This is a genomic window from Haloglomus halophilum, assembly GCF_024298885.1.
Lineage (GTDB): Archaea > Halobacteriota > Halobacteria > Halobacteriales > Haloarculaceae > Haloglomus > Haloglomus halophilum.
On record NZ_CP101166.1, the window covers coordinates 2,442,319 to 2,466,922 of the forward strand.

General features: G+C 69.2%; 20 protein-coding genes. 16 read left to right on the forward strand and 4 right to left on the reverse strand.

Going from position 1 to position 24,604, the window contains the following annotated elements; genetic code table 11:
* Nucleotides 1-87: 87 nt before the first annotated feature.
* The 11 genes from NL114_RS11800 (at nt 88) to NL114_RS11850 (ending at nt 10,595) form a co-directional block, all read left to right on the forward strand.
* A complete protein-coding gene (locus tag NL114_RS11800) occupies nt 88-510 on the forward strand; it encodes a dihydroneopterin aldolase family protein (RefSeq protein ID WP_254821118.1) in 423 nt (140 codons plus the stop codon).
* 380 nt (nt 511-890) lie between these two features.
* Nucleotides 891-2,120 (forward strand): argininosuccinate synthase, encoded by a 1,230-nt coding sequence (locus tag NL114_RS11805; protein WP_254821119.1) that lies wholly within the window; start codon nt 891-893, stop codon nt 2,118-2,120.
* A gap of 1 nt (nt 2,121) precedes the next feature.
* Nucleotides 2,122-3,636, forward strand: coding sequence for an argininosuccinate lyase (gene argH, locus NL114_RS11810; RefSeq protein WP_254821120.1), 1,515 nt, complete (start codon nt 2,122-2,124; stop codon nt 3,634-3,636).
* Between the two features lie 226 nt (nt 3,637-3,862).
* Nucleotides 3,863-4,027, forward strand: a complete 165-nt coding sequence (lysW, locus tag NL114_RS11815) for a lysine biosynthesis protein LysW (protein ID WP_254821121.1) — start codon at nt 3,863-3,865, stop codon at nt 4,025-4,027.
* Nucleotides 4,028-4,135: 108 nt separating this feature from the next.
* A complete protein-coding gene (lysX, locus tag NL114_RS11820) occupies nt 4,136-5,005 on the forward strand; it encodes a lysine biosynthesis protein LysX (RefSeq protein ID WP_254821122.1) in 870 nt (289 codons plus the stop codon).
* Nucleotides 5,002-6,039: an N-acetyl-gamma-glutamyl-phosphate reductase gene (argC, locus tag NL114_RS11825; protein ID WP_254821123.1), complete on the forward strand. Its 1,038-nt coding sequence runs from the start codon at nt 5,002-5,004 to the stop codon at nt 6,037-6,039. The genes lysX and argC overlap by 4 nt, the downstream gene beginning before the upstream one ends.
* A 190-nt stretch (nt 6,040-6,229) precedes the next feature.
* On the forward strand, nt 6,230-7,087 hold the full coding sequence (locus NL114_RS11830; protein WP_254821124.1) for an acetylglutamate/acetylaminoadipate kinase: 858 nt from the start codon (nt 6,230-6,232) through the stop codon (nt 7,085-7,087).
* Between the two features lie 61 nt (nt 7,088-7,148).
* Nucleotides 7,149-8,276: an aspartate aminotransferase family protein gene (locus NL114_RS11835; protein WP_254821125.1), complete on the forward strand. Its 1,128-nt coding sequence runs from the start codon at nt 7,149-7,151 to the stop codon at nt 8,274-8,276.
* Nucleotides 8,273-9,385: a [LysW]-lysine hydrolase gene (locus tag NL114_RS11840; RefSeq protein ID WP_254821126.1), complete on the forward strand. Its 1,113-nt coding sequence runs from the start codon at nt 8,273-8,275 to the stop codon at nt 9,383-9,385. Before NL114_RS11835 ends, NL114_RS11840 begins: the two co-directional genes overlap by 4 nt.
* On the forward strand, nt 9,378-10,292 hold the full coding sequence (gene argF, locus NL114_RS11845) for an ornithine carbamoyltransferase (protein ID WP_254821127.1): 915 nt from the start codon (nt 9,378-9,380) through the stop codon (nt 10,290-10,292). The genes NL114_RS11840 and argF overlap by 8 nt, the downstream gene beginning before the upstream one ends.
* 45 nt (nt 10,293-10,337) lie before the next feature.
* A complete protein-coding gene (locus NL114_RS11850; protein ID WP_254821128.1) occupies nt 10,338-10,595 on the forward strand; it encodes a hypothetical protein in 258 nt (85 codons plus the stop codon).
* A 16-nt stretch (nt 10,596-10,611) separates the two neighbouring features.
* Here the strand turns inward: NL114_RS11850 and thiL are convergent, their stop codons facing one another.
* Entirely contained in the window at nt 10,612-11,538 is a 927-nt protein-coding gene (thiL, locus tag NL114_RS11855) for a thiamine-phosphate kinase (RefSeq protein WP_254821129.1), read from the reverse strand.
* 856 nt (nt 11,539-12,394) lie between these two features.
* On the opposite strand from thiL, the gene NL114_RS11860 reads away from it, so the two are divergent.
* The 5 genes from NL114_RS11860 to NL114_RS11880 all read left to right on the forward strand — a co-directional run bounded on the left by NL114_RS11860 (nt 12,395) and on the right by NL114_RS11880 (nt 20,293).
* Nucleotides 12,395-12,820, forward strand: a complete 426-nt coding sequence (locus NL114_RS11860; RefSeq protein ID WP_254821130.1) for a PPC domain-containing DNA-binding protein — start codon at nt 12,395-12,397, stop codon at nt 12,818-12,820.
* 119 nt (nt 12,821-12,939) lie between these two features.
* Complete coding sequence (locus tag NL114_RS11865) at nt 12,940-17,076, forward strand: DNA-directed DNA polymerase II large subunit (protein ID WP_254821131.1); 4,137 nt, start codon at nt 12,940-12,942, stop codon at nt 17,074-17,076.
* 250 nt (nt 17,077-17,326) lie between these two features.
* The gene (locus NL114_RS11870) at nt 17,327-18,346 is read left to right on the forward strand and encodes an ABC transporter ATP-binding protein (RefSeq protein WP_254821132.1); all 1,020 of its coding nucleotides are present in this window, start codon (nt 17,327-17,329) and stop codon (nt 18,344-18,346) included.
* A complete protein-coding gene (locus NL114_RS11875; protein ID WP_254821133.1) occupies nt 18,343-19,290 on the forward strand; it encodes an ABC transporter permease subunit in 948 nt (315 codons plus the stop codon). The genes NL114_RS11870 and NL114_RS11875 overlap by 4 nt, the downstream gene beginning before the upstream one ends.
* Nucleotides 19,291-19,462: 172 nt before the next feature.
* Nucleotides 19,463-20,293 carry a M48 family metallopeptidase gene (locus NL114_RS11880; RefSeq protein ID WP_254821134.1) on the forward strand — a complete coding sequence of 277 codons (831 nt, stop codon included), beginning with the start codon at nt 19,463-19,465 and terminating at the stop codon, nt 20,291-20,293.
* A 437-nt stretch (nt 20,294-20,730) separates the two neighbouring features.
* Here NL114_RS11880 and NL114_RS11885 read toward each other — a convergent pair whose 3' ends face one another.
* The 3 genes from NL114_RS11885 to pdhA are packed head-to-tail and all read right to left on the reverse strand — an operon-like array spanning nt 20,731 to nt 24,436.
* Entirely contained in the window at nt 20,731-22,314 is a 1,584-nt protein-coding gene (locus NL114_RS11885; RefSeq protein WP_254821135.1) for a dihydrolipoamide acetyltransferase family protein, read from the reverse strand.
* Nucleotides 22,315-22,316: 2 nt separating this feature from the next.
* Entirely contained in the window at nt 22,317-23,336 is a 1,020-nt protein-coding gene (locus tag NL114_RS11890; RefSeq protein ID WP_254821136.1) for an alpha-ketoacid dehydrogenase subunit beta, read from the reverse strand.
* On the reverse strand, nt 23,333-24,436 hold the full coding sequence (gene pdhA, locus NL114_RS11895) for a pyruvate dehydrogenase (acetyl-transferring) E1 component subunit alpha (RefSeq protein WP_254821137.1): 1,104 nt from the start codon (nt 24,434-24,436) through the stop codon (nt 23,333-23,335). The genes NL114_RS11890 and pdhA overlap by 4 nt, the downstream gene beginning before the upstream one ends.
* Between the last annotated feature and the right edge of the window lie 168 nt (nt 24,437-24,604).

Below are 24,604 nucleotides of genomic sequence, written 5' to 3' on the forward strand. Positions count from 1 at the left end.
TGTCGCTCTCTGACGGGTCGCGTGGGCCCGAACGACACGGTTCCGGGGCTCCCAACGGTTATTGTCGGTCCCGGTGGACTGGCCCGTATGACCGACGACCTGCCGGCCGACGGGTCGGCGCCGCGGGACGACGACGGGCCGGCGCCACGGGCCGACGAGAATCAGCCGACCGACCGCGAGGTGGCGTGTTTCGAGGCGGGCGTGAAGTTCGGCTCGCTCTACCACCAGTTCGCCGGGACACCGCTGTCGCCCGACAGCGCCGACGCGCTGGCGACCGCGATGGAGGCGAGCATCGAGAACCAGCCCCACTGCGAGGACGTGGCCGTCGAGATGCGAGGGGAGGAACTGGCCGACGCGCTCGCCGAGGGGAGCGCCGACTACACGGAGTGGACCGGCCGGTTCTCCGAGGTCCGGATGCGCATCGCGTACGAGGACGTGACCGTCCACACCGAGATGGCGATGGCGGACGGCTACCCCCTGATGTCGGTGGAGTCGGTCGAGGAGTCCTGAGTTTCCACCTTCTATGGTGGATAACCTGATTAGTTATGAAACAATTGGCCATATTCGAGAATATATGGAAAAATATCCATTTCAATCGGTTATGGGGTGTGGAGTGGTCGCATACCTGACGGAAGCGGCCGTCACGAAAGGGTTTAGTAGAGCGCTGTACCCAGGTTGACTCACGATGACGACGGATGCTCCCGTGACGCTGGCGCCTTCGCCCAGCACCGGGACCCGTCTTTTCGCCCCGCGACGACCGCGACCGGGCCGTTAGGCCCGACTATTCTCACTTCCCCTGACGACCGCATCGCTCCCTGGCCGCGCCACTCGCTCGTGACGCGCCCGGGGATATCGAACGACCCATCACACACCACACGCACCACACACCCATGACACACGAGAAAGTCGCGCTCGCGTTCTCCGGCGGGCTCGACACCACCGTCTGCGTCCCGCTGCTAGAGGAAGAGTACGGCTACGACGAGGTCATCGGCGTCACCGTCGACGTCGGACAGCCGAGCGACGAGTTCGACGAGGCCCACGAGACCGCCGAGGCGCTCGGGCTCGAACACTACGTCGTCGACGCACAGGAGGAGTTCGCCGAGCTCTGTATGGATGCCGTCCGCGCGAACGCGACCTACCAGGGCTACCCCCTGGGGACCGCGCTCGCGCGCCCCGTCATCGCGAAGGCCATCCTCGCCGTCGCCGAGGAGAACGACTGTACCGGCATCGCCCACGGCTGCACCGGCAAGGGCAACGACCAGCTCCGGTTCGAGGCCGTCTGGCGCGATTCGGACCTCGAGGTCATCGCCCCGGTCCGCGAACTCGGCCTGACCCGCGAGTGGGAGCAGGAGTACGCCGCCGACCGGAACCTGCCCGTCGAGGGCGGCGACGGCGGCGCCTACTCCATCGACACCAACCTCTGGAGCCGTTCTGTCGAGGGGAGCGAACTGGAGGAGCCGAGCCACGTCCCCGGCGAGGACATCTACGACTGGACCTCCGCCCCGGGCAGCGAGACGCAGGAACTCACCATCGAGTTCGAGGACGGCTACCCCGTCGCGCTCGACGGGGAGGCCCTCGACCCCGTCGACCTCATCGAGACGCTGAACGAGACCGCCGGTTCGTACGGCGTCGGTCGGACGGACGTGATGGAGGACCGCATGCTCGGGCTGAAGGTGCGCGAGAACTACGAGCACCCGGCCGCGACGACCCTCCTGAATGCACACGAGGCGCTGGAATCGCTCGTCCTCACCCAGGAGGAGCGCCAGTTCAAGAACTACATCGACCAGGAGTGGGCCGAGAAGGGGTATCAGGGCCTCGTCGACGCGCCGCTCGTCCGCGCGCTGGAGGGGTTCATCGACGAGACCCAGGAGCGCGTCACCGGCAGCGTCACGGTCCGTCTCGAGGGCGGGCAGGCACGCCCGGTCGGGCGCGAGAGCCCGTACGCGGTCTACTCCGCGGAGGCCGCCTCGTTCAACACGGAGGACGTCATCGGCGGCATCGAGCAGGACGACGCCACCGGCGTCGCGAAGTACCACGGCTTCCAGCAGCGCCTCTCGAACAAGGTGACCGAGGCCGCGAACGAGGGTCGCACCGACTGGGGCGGCGACGACGCCGAGTGAGATGACCGGGCGCGAGCACGAGGATACGGATGCGGGCACGGAGGACGCAGTCGGCACCGACGGGAGCGGCGAGAGCGACGGCAGCGATGTCGTCCGCCGGGACCGCTTCAGCGGCGGCCCCGCCCGCGAGTTCCTCTCCTCGCTCGCGCAGGACGAGCGCATCTTCGCGGCCGACCTCGCGGTCGACCGTGCGCACACGGTGATGCTGGCCGAGCAGGACATCATCGGCGACGACGAGGCCAGCGACATCCTCGGCGCGCTCGACGACGTGGAAGCGGCAGGCCACGCCGCCCTCGACGGCGGCGAGGATGTCCACGCGGCCATCGAGACGGCCGTCATCGAGCGTATCGGTCCCGTGGGTGGCAAGATGCACACCGCGCGCTCGCGCAACGACGAGGTGGCGACGTGCATCCGCTATCGGCTCCGCGAGGGCCTGCTCGACACCGTCGAGGCGGTGCTCGCCGCGCGCGACGTACTGCTGGACACCATGGCGGCCGAGCGCGAGACGCTCGCGCCCGGCTACACTCACCTCCAGCCCGCACAGCCGACGACCGTTGCGCACTGGCTCGGTTCGTACGAGGGCGCGCTGGCGCGTGATACGGGTCGTCTGCTGGACGCGTTCGAGCGCACCAACCGCTCGCCGCTGGGCGGGGCCGCCTTCGGCGGCACGCCGTTCGACATCGACCGCGAGCGGACGGCCGACCTGCTGGGCTTCGACGGCCTCGTCGAGAACAGTATGGACGCGTCCTCGGCGCGGGACTTCCTGCTCGAGGCGGCGGGCGCGCTCGCGACGCTCGCGACGCACCTGTCCGGACTGGCAGAGGACCTCGTCGTCTTCGCCAACCGCGGGTTCGTGGAGCTGGACGACGACTACGCCTCGACCTCCTCCATCATGCCCCAGAAGAAGAACCCCGACACGCTGGAACTCGTCCGCGCGGTCGCGGGCGACGCGGCGGGCGACCTCCAGGCCATCCTGACGAGCCTGAAGGGACTCCCCCGCGCGTACAACCGCGACCTCCAGCGGGTCCACCCGCACGCGTTCGACGCGGCCGACGCCGTCTTCGACGCGGTGGAGGTGGCGGCCGGCGCCGTCGCCACCGCGGAGTGGAACGAGGCCGCACTCGCCGAGGCCGCGGGCGAGGGCTTCTCGACGGCGACGGGTGTCGCGGACCTGCTGGCGATGGCCGGCGTGCCGTTCCGCACCGCGCACGAGGTGGTCGCGCGGGCCGCCGAGGAGGGGGACGACTTCGAGACCGTCGAGCGCGTCGCCGAGGACGTGCTGGACGCGCCGCTCGCGGAGTACGTCGACCCCGACGAGGTGCGCCGTGCGCTCGACCCGGCCGAGAGCGTGGCGATGCGTGACTCCCGTGGCGGGCCCGCACCCGCGGCGATGGCGGACGCACACGAACGCGCCGCCGAGCGGCTCGGGGCCGACCGTGCAACGCTCGGAGCGCGTCGCGAGCGGCTCGACGAGGCGGCCGACCGACTCGCCGCGGAGGTGGCGGACTATGTCTGAGGGTGACCACGCGGTGGCCACCCGCCAGGCCCGCGGTGTACGGCCCTCACCCGGCGGGCCACGGGCGCCGCCGCCGTCCCCGCCGCGGGGACTGACAACTATCTGATACAGACTGCCGGAGTGGGGTTATGGGCGTTCTGCGGACCGTTAGCGGACGGTGCGATTCTACCACCTTTTCGACAAGTTCGACATGCTTAAGTGGCCGAGGCCGCCAGGTACGGGTACAATGGTAGACTGTCCCGAGTGCGGGGCCGACGTGGACCTGCACGACGACCTCGAGGTCGGAGAGATCGTCGACTGCGCGACCTGCGGTGCCGAGCTCGAAGTGGTCAACGACGACCCCGTCGAGCTGGACACGGCACCCGAACTCGAAGAGGACTGGGGGGAGTAAGATGACCGTGCCCGGCGCGATTCGTGCCCTCTCCGCCCGGCGCGACCGCGCCGGGCGGCCGACGCCACCGGCAGCAGTAGTGACCACCACCCGGGGAGGTGACTGCTGATGCAGGTCGGTATGCTGTACTCGCGCATCCGGCGCGACGAGAAGCTCCTCCTCTCGGAACTGCGCGACCGCGACCACGAGGTGACGAAGGTCGACGTCCGCAAGGAGCACTTCGACGTCCACGACGTCCCGGAGTCGTTCCGCGACGTGGACCTGGTGCTGGACCGCTGTCTCGCGACCAGTCGCTCGCGCTACGCCACGGAGTTCGTCGCCCACTACGACGTGCCCGTGGTCAACGACCCGCGGACGGCGGCCATCTGCGCGGACAAGGCCCGGAACAGCCTCGTCCTCGCCGAGGCCGACGTGCCGACGCCGCGGACGACGGTCGCGTTCACCAAGGAGTCCGCGATGGAGGCCATCGAGAACTTCGGCTACCCCTGCGTCCTGAAGCCGGTCGTCGGCAGCTGGGGGCGCCTGATGGCCAAGATCGATTCCCGGAACGCGGCCGAGGCCATCCTCGAACACAAGGAGACGCTCGGCCACTACGAGCACAAGGTGTTCTACATCCAGGAGTTCGTCGAGAAGCCGGGCCGTGACATCCGCGTGCTCGCCACGGACGGCGAGCCGGTCGCGGCGATGGCCCGCTCCTCGGACCACTGGCTCACGAACGCCGCGAAGGGCGCCACCACCGAGCGCATCGAGATTACCGACGAGATGCGCGACCTCGTCGAGCGGGCCAGCGCCGCGGTCGGTGACGGCCTGCTCGGTGTCGACCTCATGGAGACGGGCGAGAACTACACTGTCCACGAGGTGAACCACACGGTCGAGTTCAAGGCGCTCAACGAGGTCGCCGACGTGGACGTGCCCGGAACCGTCGTCGACTGGCTGGAGGAGAAGGTCGAGACCGAGACTGCGGAGGCCACGACATGACCAAGACCGCCAGCGTCGTCGGCGGTACGGGGTTCACGGGCGGCGAACTCCTGCGCCTGCTCGACGGGCATCCCGAGTTCGAGGTCGTGCAGGCGACCTCCCGCTCGGAGGCCAACAAGACCGTCGGCGGCATCCACCCGAACCTGCGTCACATGGACCTGCGGTTCTCCGACCCGGAGGACCTCGAGTCCGTGGACACGCTGTTCGCGTGTACGCCCCACGGCGTCTCGATGGGCCAGGTCGACGAGTTCCGCGACGCCGCCGGCACCGTCGTCGACCTCTCGGCGGACTTCCGTCTGCCCGAGGAGCAGTACTACGACGACTACTACGACGGCCACTCTCGCCCGGAACTGCTGGACGAGGCCGAGTACGCCCTGCCGGAACTCAACCGCGAGAACCTGCCGGGCGCCGACCTCATCGCGGCGGGTGGCTGTAACGCCACCGCCAGCATCGTCGGCCTGCTCCCGCTGTTCGAGGCGGGCATCCTCGACGGTGACGAGCAGCTCGTCATCGACATCAAGGTCGGCTCCAGCGAGGGCGGCGCCGGCGGCGGCGCGGCCTCCTCGCACGCAGAGCGCTCGGGCGTCGTCCGCCCGTACGCGCCGACGGGTCACCGCCACGAGGCCGAAATCGAGGCGTACCTCGGAACGAGCGTCTCGTTCACGGTCCACGCCGTGGACATGATCCGCGGGGCGAGTGCGACCTGCCACGTCTTCCCGAACGGGCCGGTCTCGAAGGGCGACCTCTGGCAGGCGTATCGGGGCCAGTACGAGGACGAGCCGTTCGTCCGCATGGCCGCCGGTGGTGGCGGCGTCTACCGCTACCCCGAGCCCAAAGCGGTCGCGGGCTCGAACTTCGCGGAGGTCGGCTTCGAGGTCGACCCGACGAACAAGCGCCTCGTGGTCTTCTCGGCCATCGACAACATGATGAAGGGCTCGGCGGGCCAGGCGGTCCACGCCGCCAACGTCGCGCTGGGCTTCGAGGAGACGGCTGGGCTGGAGCACACCGGGTTCCATCCCATCGGCGCACCCTGAGGACAGCAACACAACTGCAAAGCGTGCGGAATTTTCCGAAAACGATGCAACTTCACGACGAAAACGCGTGTTCTACGACGAACGATTCGACGAGCAGCCCTGCCGCGCCCGTGTCCGGGCGACCGGCCGACTCGCGAGCGGCTGCTCGACCACCCCGCACGCCAGCCACGGTGCACGGAGGTGAGGCGCCGTGAGCGATGTCTCCGACTACGACCGCGTCGTGGTCAAGATCGGCGGCGCGAAGGCCGTCGAACCGGAGGGCGCGCTCGCGGACATCGCCGACCTCGCTGACGAGGGCGTGGAGATGGTCGTCGTCCACGGCGGCTCGACGGCGGTCGACGACACGCTCGAGGAGATGGGCATGGAGCCCGAGTACGTCGAGACCCCCTCGGGTGTCGTCGGGCGCTTCACCGACGAGGAGACCATGGACGTGTTCAAGATGGCCATGGCCGGCCTCGTGAACACCGACCTCGTGACGGGCCTGCGCGACGCCGGCGCCGACGCCGTCGGCCTCTCCGGGGTGGACGGCGGGCTCCTGACGGGCTCGCGCAAGTCCGCGGTCCGCGTCGTCGAGGACGGCAAGAAGAAGATCCGCCGCGGTGACCACTCGGGCACCATCAAGCAGGTCAACGGCGACCTGCTGGAGACGCTGCTCGATGACGGTTACACGCCGGTGGCGTCGCCACCGATGCTGGCCGACGACGGCGTCGCGGTGAACACCGACGCCGACCGCGCGAGTGCGGCGGTGGCGGGCGCGCTCGGCGCGACGCTCGTCTCGCTGACGGACGTGGAGGGCGTCTACCGGGACCCCGACGACGCCTCGACGCGCATCGAGACGGTCGAGACCGCCGACGACTTCGCGGAACTCGAGGACGCCGCCGAGGGGTTCATGAGCCGGAAGGTGATGGCCGCGACGGAGGCGCTCGAGGGCGGGTCCCCCGAGGTCGTCGTCGCGACGGCCAACGCCGACCGTCCCGTCCGCGCGGCGCTGGAGGGTGGCGGCACGCACGTCCTGAGCGAGTCGCTCCCCGAGGGGGACGAGACATGACCGACTGGCAGCACTGTCACGGACCGACAGGTTCGATAATGCAGGCCCGCCACACGTACGCATGACCGGATTCGTCTTCTCCGAGAAGCCCATCCGCATCGAACGCGGCGAGGGCGTCCACCTCTACGACTCGAACGGGACCGAGTACCTCGACTTCGGCGCCAGCTACGCCTGTACACCCGTGGGTCACTGCCACCCCGAGGTGGTGGACGCGGCGACCAGCCAGCTGGAGGACCTGATGTACGTCCAGGCCTCGTACCCGACCGACGTGCGTGACGCGCTGTACGAGGCGCTCGCGGACTCCGCGCCGGGCGACCTGGACTACGTCTGGCTCTGCAACTCCGGGACCGAGGCGAACGAGGCCGCCCTGAAGTTCGCCCGGAGCGCCACCGGAGACGAGAAGATCGTCGCGACCACGCGTGGCTTCCACGGCCGCACGATGGGTGCGCTCGCGGCCACCTGGAAGGACAAGTACAAGAAGCCGTTCGAGCCGCTGGCCGGCGGCGTCGAGTTCGTCGAGTACGGCGACGCCGACGCGATGGCCGAGGCCGTCGACGACGAGACGGCCGCGGTCATCCTCGAACCGCTCCAGGGTGAGGGGGGAATCAACCCCGCCGACCCCGAGTACCTGCACGCGGTCCGCGAGACCGCGACCGAGCACGGCGCGGCGATGGTGCTGGACGAGATACAGACGGGGCTCGGGCGCACCGGCCACATGTGGGCCGCCGAGAAGCACGACGTCGTCCCGGACATCCTGACCACTGCGAAGGGCCTCGGCAGCGGGCTCCCCATCGGTTCGACGGTCGTGAAGGAGTGGGTCGCGGAGAACTGCGGCGACCACGGCTCCACCTTCTCGGGTGGCCCCGTGGTGTCCGCGGCCGCTGGCGCCACGCTGGACGTGCTCCAGCGCGAGAACGTCCCCGCACACGCCGCCGAGGTGGGCGACTACCTCATGGGCGAGGTCGAGAGTCGCCTCGGTGACGAGGTGCGCGACGTGCGCGGGCACGGGCTGATGGTCGGTATCGAGGTGAAACGTGGGGCCAACCGCCTGCTGCGCGACCTCGCCATCGAACACCAGATACTCGCGCTGCCCGCCGGCCGGACGGTGCTGCGGCTGCTGCCGCCGCTCACCATCGAGCGCGAGCACGCCGACGAGGTCGTCGACGCGCTGGAGGCGATCCTCGCGTGAGCGACGCCGCCGAAGCGTCGGCCGACGCCGCGGTCCCCGTCGACCAGGAGGCGCGCGACCTCCTCGAACGCGTGGTCGACACGCCCTCGCCGACCGGAGAGGAGGAAGCGGCGGCCGCCGAACTCGTCGAGTTCTTCGAGTCCCACGGCCGGGAGGCGTGGACCGACGAGGTCGGCAACGTCCGCGCGCCCGCGGACGACAGCGTCCTGCTCACCTCGCACGTCGACACCGTCCCCGGCGACATCCCGGTCCGCGTCGAACCCGGCGAGGGCGACGAGAGCGACGTGCTGTGGGGCCGGGGCAGCGTCGACGCGAAGGGGCCGCTGTGTGCGATGGCCGTCGCCGCGGTCCGCACCGGCGTCTCCTTCGTCGGCGTCGTCGGCGAGGAGGTCGACTCCCGGGGCGCGCGTCATCTCGTCGAGAACCGCGAGGCGCCCGACGCCGTCGTCAACGGCGAGCCCTCGGGCTGGGACGGCGTGACGCTCGGCTACCGCGGGTTGACCGCGGGCCGCTACGTCTGCACCTCCGAATCCGGCCACACCTCCCGCGAGGACGCCAACGCCATCCAGTCGGCCATCCGCTGGTGGGCTCGCGTCGAGGACCGCTACGAGACCGACGAGTACGAACCGGTCTTCGAGCAGGTCACGACCAAGCCCGTCGCGATGGACGGCGGCCTCACCGAGGACGGCCTCTCGGTGGAGGCGACGATGGACGTGCAGTTGCGGGTGCCGCCGTCGCTGACCGTCGAGGACGTCCGAGAGGCCGTCGTCGCCGAACTGGACGAGGGGACCATCAACTGGAAGGACGCCGTCCAGCCGGTGATGGTCTCGCCGCGGACCGCGGTAGCGCGGTCGTTCCGCGTCGCCATCCGGGACGTGGGCGGCGACCCGCGCCTCCTCCGCAAGACCGGCACCAGCGACATGAACGTCTTCGCCGGCGCGTGGGACTGTCCGATGGCGACCTACGGCCCCGGCGATTCGGACCTGGACCACGCGCCCGACGAGCACCTCCCGCTGCGCGACCTGGACCGTGCCGTCGCGGTGCTCGAACGCGTCGCGAGCGATCTCACCGACGACGCGGCCGACAGCGACACCTCTCACGATGACTGACGACACCGAGCCACGCAACTTCGTCGACATCGACGACCTGACGACCGAGGAACTGCACGCGGTGCTGACCCGCGCGACCGACCTGAAGGAGCGCGAGCACCGGGGGAAACACCACCCACTCCTCTCCGGGCAGACGCTCGGGATGATCTTCGAGAAGCCCTCGACGCGGACGCGGGTCTCGTTCGAGACGGGGATGACGCAACTCGGCGGCCACGCCATCTTCCTCGGCCCGGACGACATCCACCTCGGGCACGGCGAGCCCGTCAAGGACACTGCCCGCGCGCTCTCGCGCTACGTGGACCTGCTGATGGCTCGTGTCTTCGACCACGCGGACGTGCAGGAGCTCGCCGAGTACGCCACCGTCCCGGTGGTCAACGGCCTGACCGACGACGCCCATCCCTGTCAGACGCTGGCGGATCTGCTCACCATCCGCGAGCGGTTCGGCGACTTCGAGGCCGACGTGGCCTGGATCGGCGACGGCAACAACGTCGCCCAGTCGTTCGTGCTGGGCGCGGCGATGGTCGACCTTGACCTCACCGTGGCGACCCCGCCGGAGTACGCCATCGACGACGCGGTGCTCGACCGGGCGGCCGAACTCGGGACACCGCCCGAGGTCACGACCGACCCCGAGGCGGCGGTCGAGGGGGCCGACATCGTCTACACGGACGTCTGGGTCAGCATGGGCCAGGAGGACCAGCGCGCGGAGAAACTGGAGCGGTTCCAGCGTGGCGGCTTCCAGGTCAGCGACGACCTGCTCGACCCGGACACGCAGGTGATGCACTGTCTCCCCGCCCACCGTGGCGAGGAGATCACCGACGAGGTGATGGAGTCCGACCGGGCCCTGGTGTGGGACCAGGCGGAGAACCGCCTCCACGCCCAGAAGGGGCTCATGACCTGGCTGGACTGACCGATATCGGATGGTTCTTGCCGGACAGTTCCGACGGTCGGCGTGATGCCCTCCGACCCGCCGTTCATCGACCCGACGGACCGCACGCTCGACACCGGCCAGATTCTGTACGAGGCGATTCCCATCGCGGCGCTCGTCGCGCTGTTCGGCGGACTGGCGCTCGTCCCGCTGCTGGTCGTGTTCCTCGTCGCCGGCGGGAGCACGCTCGGTGCGTTGCTCACGGTCGTCGCACAGTTCATTCTCGCCGTTGGGACCGGCGTCGTCCTGCTGTACCTGCTCGTTCGCGCGGAACAGCTCGCATAGCGGCCCGACAACGGACCTACCCCTCCCCGTGCGTGTAGCCACGGTCGGGGAGCGACTCGCCGTCGATGGTGAGCCCCGCGTCGGCCTCGACGACGGTCCCCACTCGCGTCAGGGCGACGGGACACGCGTCCCGCGCAGTCGCGAGCGCGGCCTCCGGAACCGTCACGACGAGTTCGAAGTCCTCGCCGAAGAAGGCCGCCAACTCCCGTTCGTCGGCGGCGTCGGCGGCCACCTCGGCCACGGCGTCGTGGACCGCGAGCGCGTCGCCGTCCAGCGCGATGCCACAGTCCGAGGCCTCGGCCAGCTGATGACAAGAGCGCGCGAGGCCGTCGCTGGAGTCCATCATGGCGGTCGCGCGGGGGGCGAGCGCCCGTCCTGCGGCCACGCGCGGCGTGAACCTGAAGAGGTCGTTCGCGCGGTCGGGGTCAGAGTCGAACAGCCGCAGTGCGGCGGCGGACCGCCCGAGCTCGCCTGTCACGCAGAGCGCGTCGCCCGGCTCGGCACCCGACCGGAGCACCGCCCCTCCCTCACCGAGGCGGCCGAGCGCGGTCGTGGCGACCGTGAACTCGTCGTGGCCGTCGAGGTCGCCGCCGACGTACGCCGCGTCGACGGCCTCACAGACCTCGCGTGCGCCCCGGACGAACTCGCGGATCTCGTCGGGACGGAACTCGGGCGCGCCGTAGACCGCGACGGCGGCCGTCGCGGCCGCGCCCATCGCAGCCACGTCCGAGAGCGACGCCGCGACCGCCCGCCAGCCCACCGTGTAGCGGGTGGTGCCGTCCGGGAAGTCGGTCCGCTCGTGGAGCATGTCCGTCGTGAGGACCTGCCCGTCGACGACGGCGGCGTCGTCGCCCGCGGCCGGGAGGGTGTCCGCGATGAGGGCGAGGGCAGCGCGCTCGTCGACGGGGGTGTCGGGGTCGGGGTCGCTCCCGGACTCGGTCATCGTCGGAGGAGGGGGGCGCGCGGGGTAAAGGGATGCCGGCAAGGAGGTGGAGTTAATCGAGACGGTACCCGTGTGTCCAAATTCTCCGCCTGCTCTCTCTGGAACAGCGGAGACGACAACGAGAGAACCGATAGAAAGCCCCCGCCCGCTCGACCAGCCGCGGCTCGTTGCGCTCCTCGCGCTCACTCCGCTCGCGCTGCGGTGCTTACGTCGCCGGGGCTGGGTCGAGGCGGGCGGCCCCTTTCAGTCCCGCCCTGTTGCCTGTGGCACCGAGCGTTCGCGGGTGGTGGTTCCAGCGGAGCAGGGTGCCCCCACACCTCCCCGCGCCGTCGCCGCGAGGCTTCGACACGCTCGCTTTCGCTCGCGGTCTCAGCCGGGGGGCGACGGCGCGCTTCCTGGTCGCGGAACCAGCCGGCCGACCAACCGCCACCCGGCCGGGAGCGCGTGCCGAGGGCCGGACGGCCCGAGTGCCGCGCGACCTGGGGAAGGGAAGGGGCGCCGCGCCCATGACACCGGCCACGTCGGGTGGGAATGAAAGGGGCCGGCCGCTCGGCGGCGCCCGGACGACGCAAGCACCGCAGCGGAGGGAGCGAAGTCCTCGCGAGCGAAGCGAGCGAGGGCCGTGCCAGAGCTTGCTCTGGCTGAGCGACCGGAGCGAGGAGCGCAGCGAGGCCCGGCGTCCCGAGCGGTCGGGGGCTTTCGACAGCCTCCCGTCGTCGCCGTCACCACCATCACCGTACACCCACCACTTCCACTCCGCCACCGTACACCCACCACTTCCACTCCGTCACCGTACACCCACCACTTCCACTCCGCCACCGAACACCTTTAGACGGCACCCGCCCACCGGCCGGACATGGATTATCGTCAGGTCGAGGGCGCCCGGGAGTTCGTCGCCCGACTCGACCACGGCCGGGACTGGCGCGCGCAGATCGAGGAATTCGCCGCCGACGAGGGCATCGACGCGGCCTTCTTCGTCGGCCTCGGGGCGGTGCAGGACGCGGAGATATACTTCTACGACCAGGACGAGCAGGAGTACTACCCCGAGCGGTTCGACGAGCCGTTCGAGGTTGCCTCCTGTACGGGCAACGTCTCGTGGCTCGACGGGGAGCGCTTCGCGCACACGCACATGGTCCTCTCGCGCGAGGACGGCTCCTGTGTCGCGGGCCACCTCAACGAGGCGACGACGTTCGCCGGCGAGGTGTACGTCCGTGAGTTCGACACCGACCTCGTGCGCGAACACGACGAGACGACCGACCTCGACCTGTGGGGCGGGCTCTGAGGCCAGCCAACAATCGAGAAATCTGTGCGGGAAGCGGCGTGGGAACAACATACGAATCGAACTGACGGGGTAATCGACGAAACCGTGATACAACGATACAATACCTGGGGGTGGTCGTAGTGCGCGAGGCCGACGAGCGCTACTTCGAGCGCATCGAGGACCAGCTGGACGACGCCTTCGCCGCGGCGCGCGCGGCCAAGGAGCGCGGCGGCGACCCCTCGACCGAGATCGAGATTCCGGTCGCGAAGGACATGGCCGACCGGGTCGAGAACATCCTCGGCATCGACGGGGTCGCCGAGCGGGTCCGCGAGTTGGAGGGGGAGATGTCCCGCGAGGAGGCGGCGCTGGAACTGGTCACCGACTTCGTCGACGGGAACGTCGGGGACTACGACGGGCGCGCCGGGAAGGTCGAGGGTGCGGTCCGCACGGCGGTCGCGCTCCTCACCGAGGGCGTCGTCGCGGCGCCCATCGAGGGCATCGACCGCGTCGAACTGCTGGAGAACGACGACGGCACGGAGTTCGTGAACGTCTACTACGCCGGCCCCATCCGCTCGGCGGGTGGGACGGCGCAGGCGCTCTCGGTGCTCGTCGCGGACTACGCCCGGTCGCTGCTGGGCATCGAGGAGTACCGGGCGCGGGACGCGGAGGTCGAGCGCTACGCCGAGGAGATCGGCCTCTACGACAAGGAGACGGGGCTCCAGTACACCCCGAAGGACCCCGAGACGAAGTTCATCGCCGAGAACCTCCCCATCATGCTGGACGGGGAGGCCACCGGCGACGAGGAGGTCTCGGGCTTTCGCGACCTCGACCGGGTCGACACCAACAACGCCCGCGGGGGGATGTGTCTCGTCCTCGCCGAGGGTATCGCGCTGAAGGCCCCGAAGATACAGCGCTACACGCGCGGGCTGGACGAGGTCGACTGGCCGTGGCTCCAGGACCTCATCGACGGGAACTACAAGGACGAGACGGGGGATGGCGACGAGGGCGACGAGGCGGAGGCCGACGACGGTGACGAGGCGGACGAAGCCGACGACGATGCCGAGGACGCGGCCGACGAACCCGCAGGCCCGCCTCGCGTCGAGAAGTCGAAGAAGTTCCTGCGCGACCTCATCGCGGGCCGACCGGTCTTCGGCCACCCCTCCGAGGCGGGGGGCTTCCGCCTGCGCTACGGCCGCGCGCGCAACCACGGCTTCGCGACCGCCGGCGTCCACCCCGCGACGATGCACCTCGTCGACGACTTCCTCGCGACCGGGACCCAGATAAAGACCGAGCGCCCCGGCAAGGCCGCCGGCGTCGTCCCGGTCGACTCCATCGAGGGACCGACCGTCAAACTCGCCAACGGCGAGGTCCGGCGCGTCGACGACACCGAGGAGGCCAAGGAGATCCGCAACGGCGTCGACGCCATCCTCGACCTGGGCGAGTACCTCGTCAACTACGGCGAGTTCGTCGAGAACAACCATCCGCTCGCGCCCGCCTCCTACACGGTCGAGTGGTGGACCCACGAGATGCGGGACTCCGAGGCCGACGTGCAGGCGCTCGAGGACGACCCGCACGTCGACCTCGCACACCCCTCGGCCGCGCAGGCGCTGGAGTGGGCGACGACGTACGACGCGCCGCTCCACCCCACCTACACGCCGTGCTGGCACGACATCTCCGTCGAAGCCCTCGACGCGCTCGCGACCGCCGCGGGCGAGGGCTCGTGGGCCGAGGCCGACGGGCTGGCGATGCCCGACGACGATGCCGGGCCCGGTGGCCGGGACGTGCCCGACGGTGAGGGCCGGACGCTCGTCCTCCCGCGCTCGGACCCCGTGACCCAGGCGCTGGAGGCCCTTCTCGTCGAGCACACGCAGGGCGAGGACACGCTGACGGTTCCGGACGCGCTCCCGCTCGTGCGCTCGCTCGGACTCACCGAGGGGCTCGAACGGACGTGGACGCTCGACGACCTCCCGTCCGAGGCCCGCGAGTACGACGGCGGCGACAACGCAATCGAGGCTGCGAACGCGGTCGCCCCGTTCGCGCTCCGCGAGCGCGCGCCCACCCGCATCGGCGCGCGGATGGGCCGCCCGGAGAAGTCCGAGAGCCGCGACCTCTCGCCCGCGGTCCACACGCTGTTCCCCATCGGCGAGGCGGGCGGCAGTCAGCGCTCGTTCGCCGACGCCGCGAAGTACGCGCCCACGATGGAGCATCCACAGGGCCGCGTGGACGTGGAACTCGCGCGCCGGGAGTGCCCGGACTGCCGGACCGAGACCTTCCGCGCGCGCTGTCAGGACTGCAACACCGTCACAGAGGCAGTCTACGTCTGCCCCGACTGCGACAGCGAGGTGGAACCCGACGAGTCCGGCCGCGCCGAGTGCCCGCGCTGCGAGACGCTCGCCTCACCGACCCAGTACGTCACGCTCGACGCGAACAGCGAGTACCGCGGCGCGATGGAGAGCGTGAAGGAGCGCGAGAACGCCTTCGGGACGCTGAAAGCCGTCAAGGGGCTCACCTCCGAGGAGAAGGTCCCCGAACCCGTCGAGAAGGGCATCCTCCGGGCGAAGAACGGCGTCTCGGTGTTCAAGGACGGCACCGTCCGCTACGACATGACCGACCTCCCGGTCACGTCGGTCCGGCCCGAGGAACTCGACGTGACGGCCGAGGACTTCCGCGAACTCGGCTACGACGAGGACATCGACGGCCAGCCCCTCCGCCACGACGACCAGCTGGTCGAGCTGAAGGTCCAGGACATCGTTCTCTCGGACGGCGCCGCTGAGCACATGCTCCGGACGGCCGACTTCGTCGACGACCTGCTCACCCAGTACTACGGCACGGAGCCGTTCTACGACGTGGACGAGCGGCAGGATCTGGTCGGTGAACTGGTGTTCGGGATGGCGCCGCACACGTCGGCTGCGGTGGTCGGTCGGGTGGTGGGGTTCACGAGTGCGGCTGTGGGGTACGCGCATCCGTACTTCCACGCAGCGAAGCGGCGGAATTGCTTCCATCCGGAGACCGAGATAGTGTACGAGGACGGAGATGGCCGCCAGCGGGCGTCCATCCGCTCGTTCGTCGAGAAGCGACTCGAAGACCCCGAGACCGACGACTTCGGGACGCTCGTTCAGGAACTAGATGGCGAGGTCACCGTTCCGTCCATCGACGCGGACGGGAACCGGGTCGTCAGAGCCGTCGAAGCCGTTTCCAAGCACCCTGCCCCTGACCATCTCCTCCGAATCGAGACCGAGGCAGGTCGTTCGATTCAGGTGACGCCTGACCATTCGATGCTCCGGCTCGAAGATGGACCAACGAAGATTCCTGCATCCGAACTGGAACTCGGCGACGAGGTTCCGGTCCCTTCGGAGACGATGGCGGGGACCTCGGGAACCGATGCTGGCGTTCCGCTCGCAGACGGCGGTGGCGTGGTGAGCGACACGGTCGACCGAATCGAATTCGCCGAGTCCGATGTGGACCACGTCTACTGTCTCACTGTCGATGAAACAAATGCATTAATTGCAGAAGATTTACTGGTCTCTCAGTGCGACGGAGACGAAGATTGCGTTATGCTACTTATGGACGGGCTTCTCAACTTCTCGCGGAAATATCTACCGAACCAGCGCGGTGGCCGGATGGACGCCCCCCTCGTCATGTCCTCGCGCATCGACCCCTCGGAGATCGACGACGAGGCGCACAACATGGACATCGTGACCTCGTACCCGCGCGAGTTCTACGAGGCGACCCGCGAGATGGCCGACCCGGAGGAGGTGGACGTCCAGATCGCCGAGTCCACCCTCGGCACCGACGAGGAGTACCGCGGGTTCGACCACACCCACGATACGACGGACATCGCACTCGGCCCGGACCTGTCGGCGTACAAGACGCTCGACGACATGGACAAGAAGATGGACGGCCAGCTGGAGCTGGCCCGGAAGATACGGGCGGTCGACGAGACGGACGTGGCCGAGCGCATCATCGAGTACCACTTCCTCCCCGACCTCATCGGGAACCTCCGGGCGTTCAGCCGGCAGGAGACGCGCTGTCGGGACTGCGGGGAGAAGTACCGGCGGATGCCGCTCTCGGGCGACTGCCGGGAGTGTGGCGGCGAGGTGTCGCTTACCGTCTACCAGGGCTCGGTGAACAAGTACATGGACACGGCGCGGCGCGTGGCCGAGGAGTACGGCGCCCGGCCGTACACGAAACAGCGCCTCGAGATACTGAACAAGGCGCTGGAGTCCATCTTCGAGAACGACCACAACAAGCAGAGCGGCATCGCGGACTTCATGTGAACGAGCTTTTTCCCGCTCGGGTTCGTGGGCGAAGCCCGCGAACCTCTCGCGGCAAAAAACGTTCAGAAGAAAGCCGGCACCCGGGCGCCTACGGCGCCCTCGTGCCGGTGAAACCGCGCTCGCTTCGCTCGCGCGGTATGCAGCTTCGGATATATTCTCGGACCCAGTCCTCTGCCCGTGCCTGAACACGTTACCACATCACGCGGCAAGTGTGGAACTATTTGAGTGAGGAGGCTGCAACTCGGGGTATATGGCCGCCATCGAGTTGGACGGGGTCACCAAGCGGTACGGGACCCTCACAGCCCTGGACGACCTGTCACTGACGGTCGAGGAGGGCGAGGTGTTCGGGTTCCTCGGGCCGAACGGGGCGGGCAAATCGACGACGATCAACGTCCTGCTGGACTTCGTCCGGCCGGACGACGGCGAGGTACGCCTGCTCGGCGAACCCGTCCGGCGCGAGCAGAGCGACGCGGTTCGCGAGCGCGTCGGCGTCCTCCCCGAAGGGTTCGGCGTCTACGACCGGCTCTCCGGGCGCAAGCACCTCGCGTTCGCCATCGATTCGAAGGACGCGGCCGACGACCCCGACGAACTGCTGGCGCGGGTCGGGCTCGACGGTGACGGCGACCGGCCGGCGGGGGATTACTCCCGCGGGATGAAACAGCGGCTCGTCCTCGCGATGGCGCTCGTCGGCGAGCCGGAGCTGCTGGTACTGGACGAGCCCTCGACGGGGCTGGACCCCAACGGCGCGCGCCGGATGCGCGAGGTGGTCCGCGAGGAGGCCGCCCGCGGTGCGACGGTGTTCTTCTCCTCGCACATCCTCGGGCAGGTCGAGGCGGTCTGTGACCGCGTCGGCATCATCCGCGACGGCGAGATGATCGCGGTCGACTCCGTCGAGGGGCTGCGCGAGGCCAGCGGCGCGGAGAGCGCGCTCGAGGTTTCGACCGAATCGGAGGCCTCCGAGACGGCGCTCGACGATGTGCGGGCCCTGGCCGGCGTCTCCGAGGTCCGGGCGGCGGGCACGCAGGTGACGGTCACGCTGGGGGACGAGGTCCGGAAGACCGAGATACTGGACGCGCTCGAGTCGGCCGGCGTTCAGGTCGTCGATTTCGAGACCCGCGAGACCTCGCTCGAGGACCTGTTCGCAGCCTACACCGAGGGTGACGAGGCCGAGAACGGTGACAGCGACGCCGAGGACGCCACCGCTGCCGACGAGGCTGACGAGGCCGACCCCGACGGGTCCGTGGGCGACGAGGGGGGTGAGACCGCGTGAACTCGGTGCTCGCCATCGCGCGCAAGGACTTCGAGGACGCCATCCGGTCGCGCGGCGTGTTGCTGGTCTCCGTGCTGTTCGTCGGGCTGTTCGTGTTCGGTGCGTACTTCTTCGCCGACGCGGTCTCGCAGGCGGCACAGCAGGCCGGCAACGCGCCCGCCCAGGGCGGCGGTGGCGGCAGCCCGGACTCGAACACGTTCCTTCGGGTCCTCTCCTCGGGCGTGACGCTGCTCGTCCCCGTGGTCGCACTCGTCGCGTCCTACAGCGCCATCGTCGGCGAGCGGACGGACGGGACCCTGAAGCTCCTGCTCTCGCTGCCCCACTCCCGCCGGGACGTGGTCGTCGGGAAGCTCCTGGGCCGCGGTGCGGTCGTCTGTCTCCCTGCGGTTGGGGGCCTGCTGCTGTCGATGCTGGTGTTCCCGCTCACCGGCGTCTCGCTCAAGCCGGCCGCGTTCCTCGGGTTCATCCTCCTGACAGGGCTGTTGGCGGTCACCTTCGTGGCGCTCTCGGTGGGCATCTCGGCCGCTGCCTCCACCGGCCGCCGCGCGGTGGTCGGCACCGTCGGCGCCTACATCGGCCTGCTGGTGTTCTGGAACCAGGCGGTCGACCCCCTCGTGAGCCGGCTCGCCAACACCCTCGACTGGGGCCAGGCGACCGTGCTGAAGGCCTCGATCACCCTGAAGCTCCTCAACCCGCTCGGAGCCTACAACTCGCTCGTCGCCTCGCTCGTCACCGACTCGACGGCTAGCGCCCGGGCCGCCGTCACGGGTGGTATCCAGCTCTCACGCCAGGCGGGGCTCCTCCAGCGAGTGTACGCCCAGCAACTCAGCCAGCAGGGGATCCCGTTCTACCTCACCGACGCGGCCGTCGTGGCCTACCTGCTGCTGTGGCTTGTCGTACCGCTCCTCGCGGGGTACGCCATCTTCCGGTCGGCCGACCTCTGAGCGGTACACGCTGAATACGCATCGGATAACGAGAATGGGGCCGATATTCTGCCAATCAATCGATATATGTCCGTATCTGTGGCATGTTAACTGACTTCTCCGCTACGTATCGGTTTTGATATGGTGCCTGGGCCACGCGGTTTATGACCCTGCGTGGCCTACCCCCGGGTACATGACAGACTTCGGACTGCGACTGCGGATGGTCGTCGTCGGGACGATCCTGTTCGCCTTCTACCTCGCCGCGGGCACCTTCGCGGCGGCGATGCTGGGGCTGCCGCTCATCCCGGTGCTGGCGGTCGGTATCCTCGTCGTTCCGGCCGCCCAGTACAAACTCGGGAAGTGGCTGGCGACGCGGAAGGCCGAGGAGATTCCGGCCGAGGCGACCGGCCAGTACGGCCAGGTCCGGCAGATGACCCTGCAGCTCGCGGAGGAGATGGACGTCCCCGAGCCCACCGTCATGCGGATGCGGATGGGTGTCCCCAACGCCTTCGCCGTCGGCCGGAAGGGTGCCGGCGTCGTCTGCGTGAGCGAGGAGCTGGTCGCCATGCTCGACCGCGACGAGCTGGAGGGCGTCATCGCCCACGAGCTGGCCCACATCAAGAACCGCGACGTGATCACGATGGTCATCGGCCAGTCCATCGGGATGATCGTCGGCTACGTCGCCTACTTCGCGGTGCTGATGGGCGGCGAGCGCAACATCGGGAGCTTCATCGTCGCGATGGTCGCCTCCTCGCTGGCGAACGCGCTGGTGATGATCTTCGTGCTCGCCATCTCGCGCTACCGGGAGTACGTCGCCGACGCCGACGCGAAGGAGGCCATCGGCTCGGGTGACCCGCTCGCACGGGCGCTGGAGAAGATCTCCCGCGGCTCCGTGGACCGCGAGATGGAGCTGGACGACTCGATGAGTGCGCTCTGCATCTTCAACTCGGAGCGCGGCCTGCTGGAGAAGGTGTTCTCCACGCACCCGCCGATGGAGAAGCGCATCGAACGGCTTCGAACCTGAGCTTTTTTGCGCTGCGGGTTCGCTCGTGCGCCGGCCTGCGGCCGGCGCTCTTCGCGAACCACTTGCGCAAAAAACGTTCAGAAAAAAGGCTCGTCCTCCGCTCGCTCACGCCGGCCACCGGCCGGCGTGAGACTCGCTCCGGACGAGAGAAACCGCGCCTGCGGCGCGGTATGCACCGCATCGCACATCGAGCGTGGCCCCCCACCGCGACACCTCCTATCGTGGTTCTATCGCTGCATCCGCGCGAGCGAAGCGAGCGCGGTTCTCCGGCCGGAGCGCCCGGAGTCCTCGTGAGCGAAGCGAACGAGGGCCGTGCCAGAGCTTGCTCTGGCTGAGGGCGCGGAGGCCGGCAGAGTTTTTCTGAACGTTTTTGCGAGGAGTGGTTCCCGCAGGCGCGAGCGGAGCGAGCGCCGAGGAAACCCGACGAGTAAAAAGCTCTACTCTAGGAGCAGCAACTCGGGGTTACTGAGGTACTCCATCAGCGTGTTGGCGAACTGCGCCGCGTCCGCGCCGTCGATGACGCGATGGTCGATGGTCAGCGAGATGGGGATGGTGTGTTTCGCGACCACCTCCCCATCCTCCACGACGGGGCGCTGTTTCAGTTCACCCAGCCCGAGGATGGCGGTCTCGGGGTAGTTGATGATGGGCGTGGCGTACTCGCCGCCGATGGCACCGAAGTTGGTGATGGAGAAGGTGCCGCCCTGCATCTCCTCGCGGCTGATGGAGCGGTCGCGTGCCTTGCTCGCCAGTTCGTTGACGTCGCTGGCGATGGTGAGCATGTCCTTCTCGCCGGCGTTCTTGACGACGGGGACCATCAGGCCCGCGTCGGTGGCGACGGCGATGCCGATGTTGTGGTAGTGCTTGACGAGGATCTCCTCGTCTGCCTCGTTCAGCTGCGAGTTGAGGATGGGGTACTCCTTCAGCGCCGCGACGATGGCCTTCACGATGAAGGGCATGTAGGTCAGCTTGATACCCCGCTCCTCGGCCTTCGGCTTGAGCCGGGCGCGGGTGTCCACGAGGTCGTCGACGACGACGGTGTCGTGGTGGGTGACGTGTGGCGCGGTGTACTTCGAGTTCTCCATCGCCTTCCCGATGGTCCGGCGGATGCCCCGGTAGGGGACCCGCTCGACCTCGCCCTCGGGCGTGGTCTCGGTGTCGGGCGCGGCCTCGGCGGTCGCACCGCCAGCCTCGTGCTGGACGGCCTGCGTGTCGGCCTGCTGTGCGGCGCGCTGGGCCTCGGCGTACTCGCGGACCTGCTCGGCGTCGACGAACGGTTCGCCGTCCCGTATCTCGTCGGTCGGCACGTCGTCGATATCGATACCCTCCTCCTGGGCCACTTGACGGGTGGCCGGGGTGGCGAGCGTCTGGTCGCGGCCGGCCGCCTCGGGCGCGCCACCGGGGTGCGCGTCGGCGGGCGCGGGTTCGGCGTCGCTCTCGGCCGCTGTTTCGTCCGTCACCTTCCGCGTGGCCGACCGCACGGCGGGTTCGGCCTCGGTCTCGCTCGTGGCCGACTCGGTCTCGCTGCCGGCGTCGGCCGCCGCACGCACGTCACCCTCGGTGACGCGGCCGCCGGGCCCGCTGCCGGCGACCGTCTCGATGTCGACGCCGAGCTCGCGGGCCAGCCGCCGTGCGGAGGGCGCCGCGAAGACGCGCCCCCCCTTCGCCGACACCTCGCCACCGGACTCGCCGTCGGTACTCGCCTCGGAGACAGCGGATTCGACCTCGTCGGCCTCGGCCGGTTCGGACTCGTCGGCGGCGTCCTCCATCGGCTCGACGGGTTCGCCCTCGACGTCGAACGTGATGATGACCTCTCCGACGGGGACCATCTCGCCCTCCTCGGCCAGAATCTCGCGGACGGTGCCGTTGACGGGTGCCGGCACCTCGACGACGGCCTTGTCGGTCTCCACCTCGGCGACGGGCTGGTCCTCGGAGACGGTGTCACCGACCTCGACCAGCCAGCTGACGATCTCCGCCTCGGTCAGCCCCTCACCCACGTCGGGGAGTTTGAACTCGCGGACCATGCTCAGAACTCCACCGTCTCCCGGATACCGTCTGCGATGCGCGCGGCCTCGGGCAGGTAGTAGTCCTCCAGGGCGTACAGCGGGAACGGCACGTCGAACCCGGTGACGCGGTTGACCGGCGCCTCCTGGTACAGCAGTGCCTCCTCCTGGATGGTCGCGGTAATCTCACCCGCGAGCCCGCCCGTCTTGGGCGCCTCGTGGACCACGACCGCACGGCCGGTCTTCTTGAACGACTCGAGGATGGTGTCCGTGTCCATCGGCGACAGCGTCCGGAGGTCGACCACCTCGCAGTCGATGCCCTCGTTCTCGGCGAGTTCCTCGGCCGCCTCCATCGTGGGCCGGGTCATCGCGCCCCAGGTGTAGACGGACACGTCGGCGCCCTCGCGCCGGACCGCGGCCTCGCCGAGCGGGACGGTGTACGTCTCGTCGGGGACCTCCTCGCGGAACGCCCGGTAGATGAGCTTCGGTTCGAGGAAGACCACGGGGTCCGGGTCGCGGATGGCGCTCGCGAGCAGGCCCTTCGTGTCGTACGGCGTCGACGGGATGACCACCTTCAGCCCCGGCTCGTGGACGAAGAACGCCTCCTTGGATTCGGAGTGGTGCTCGGGGGCCCGGATGCCGCCGCCGTAGGGCGCGCGCACGACCATCGGACAGGTGTAGCGCCCCCGCGAGCGGGTCCGCATCCGCGCGGCGTGGGAGATGATCTGGTCGAACGCGGGGTAGATGAACCCCATGAACTGGATTTCGGGCACGGGCCGCATCCCGTAGGCCGCCATCCCGACGGCGGTGCCGACGATGCCGGCCTCCGCGAGCGGCGTGTCGACGACGCGGTCGTCGCCGAACTCGTCGTAGAGGCCCTGCGTGGCGCGGAAGACGCCGCCGTTCTGGCCGACGTCCTCGCCCATCACCAGCACCGAGTCGTCCCGTTCCATCTCGCCGTACAGCCCGTCCCGGACGGCCTGTACGAGGGTGAGGTTCTGCGTGCTACCGCTGCCGGCCGTGTCCGCGTCTTGCGTGCTCATTCCAGGAGTACCTCGTCACCGTGCGTTTCGCGTAGCCGCTGGAGGTACGCGAGCTGTTCCTGCAGTCGCTTGGGCTGGTCGGCGTAGACGTGCTCGAAGATGTCCTCGGGTTCGGGACGTTCGACCGTCTCGGCCGTCTCGATGGCGTCCGCGACGGCCTCCTCGACCTCGGCCTGGATCTCGGCGTGTCGCTCGTCGTCGAGCAGCCCCCGGTCGCGGAGGAACGCCTCCAGCCGTGGGATGGGGTCTTTGGCCTTCCACCGCTCGACCTCGTCCTCGTCCCGGTAGACGGAGGGGTCGTCGGCCGTCGTATGCGCACCGAAGCGGTACTGGACCGCCTCGATGAGCGTCGGCCGGAGTTCGTCCTCGTCGGGGTCCTTGGCCTTCTCGATGGCCTCGCGGGTTACCTTGTACACCGCGAGCGGGTCCATCCCGTCGACCTGGACGCCCTCGAAGCCGTAGCCGACGGCCTTCTGCGCCAGCGTCTCCGCCGCGGTCTGTCGCTCGCGCGGCACGGAGATGGCCCACTGGTTGTTGTTGCAGAAGAAGACGGCGGGTGCGTCGAACACGCCGGCGAAGTTGAGCCCCTCGTGGAAGTCGCCCTCGCTCGTGGCGCCGTCGCCGAAGTAGCAGACGAACGCCTCGTCGTTGCCCTGCAGCCGGGAGGCCCAGGCCATCCCGGTCGCGTGGGGAATCTGCGTCGCGATGGGGACCGCCACGGGGAAGATGTTCAGCTCGTCCAGCTTGTTCCCGCGCTCGTCGCCCATCCAGTAGCGTAGCGTCCCACTCAGGCTCTGCCCGCGGACCATGGCGACGCCGTGCTCACGGTAGGAGGGCACGACCCAGTCCTCGTCGTCGAGCGCGTACGCCGAGCCGACCTGTGCGCCCTCCTGGCCCGACAGCGGTGGGTAGGTCCCCATCCGGCCCTGTCGCTGGAGGCTCACCGCACGCTGGTCGAAGTGGCGCGCGAGTTTCATATCGCGGTACATCCCGAGGAGGCCGTCGTCGTCGATGTCGGGAACCTCGGCTCCGTCGAGGACGCGACCGTCCTCGTCGAGAACCTGGACCTGCTCGCGGGGGTCCCGCTGTAACGTGCTCATGGGTGTCTCACCCTGCGGTACGGCATAGGTCCGACTGCCGCCGCCGATGCCGTATAGTTTTCGTAAGATTTGCCCGAAACGCACGGACGTTGCGGTCTGTTCCATGGAGCCGCAGGATGTAACGGTAGCTATCCGAACACTACCTGAACGTTCGGGACGAGCTGGTGG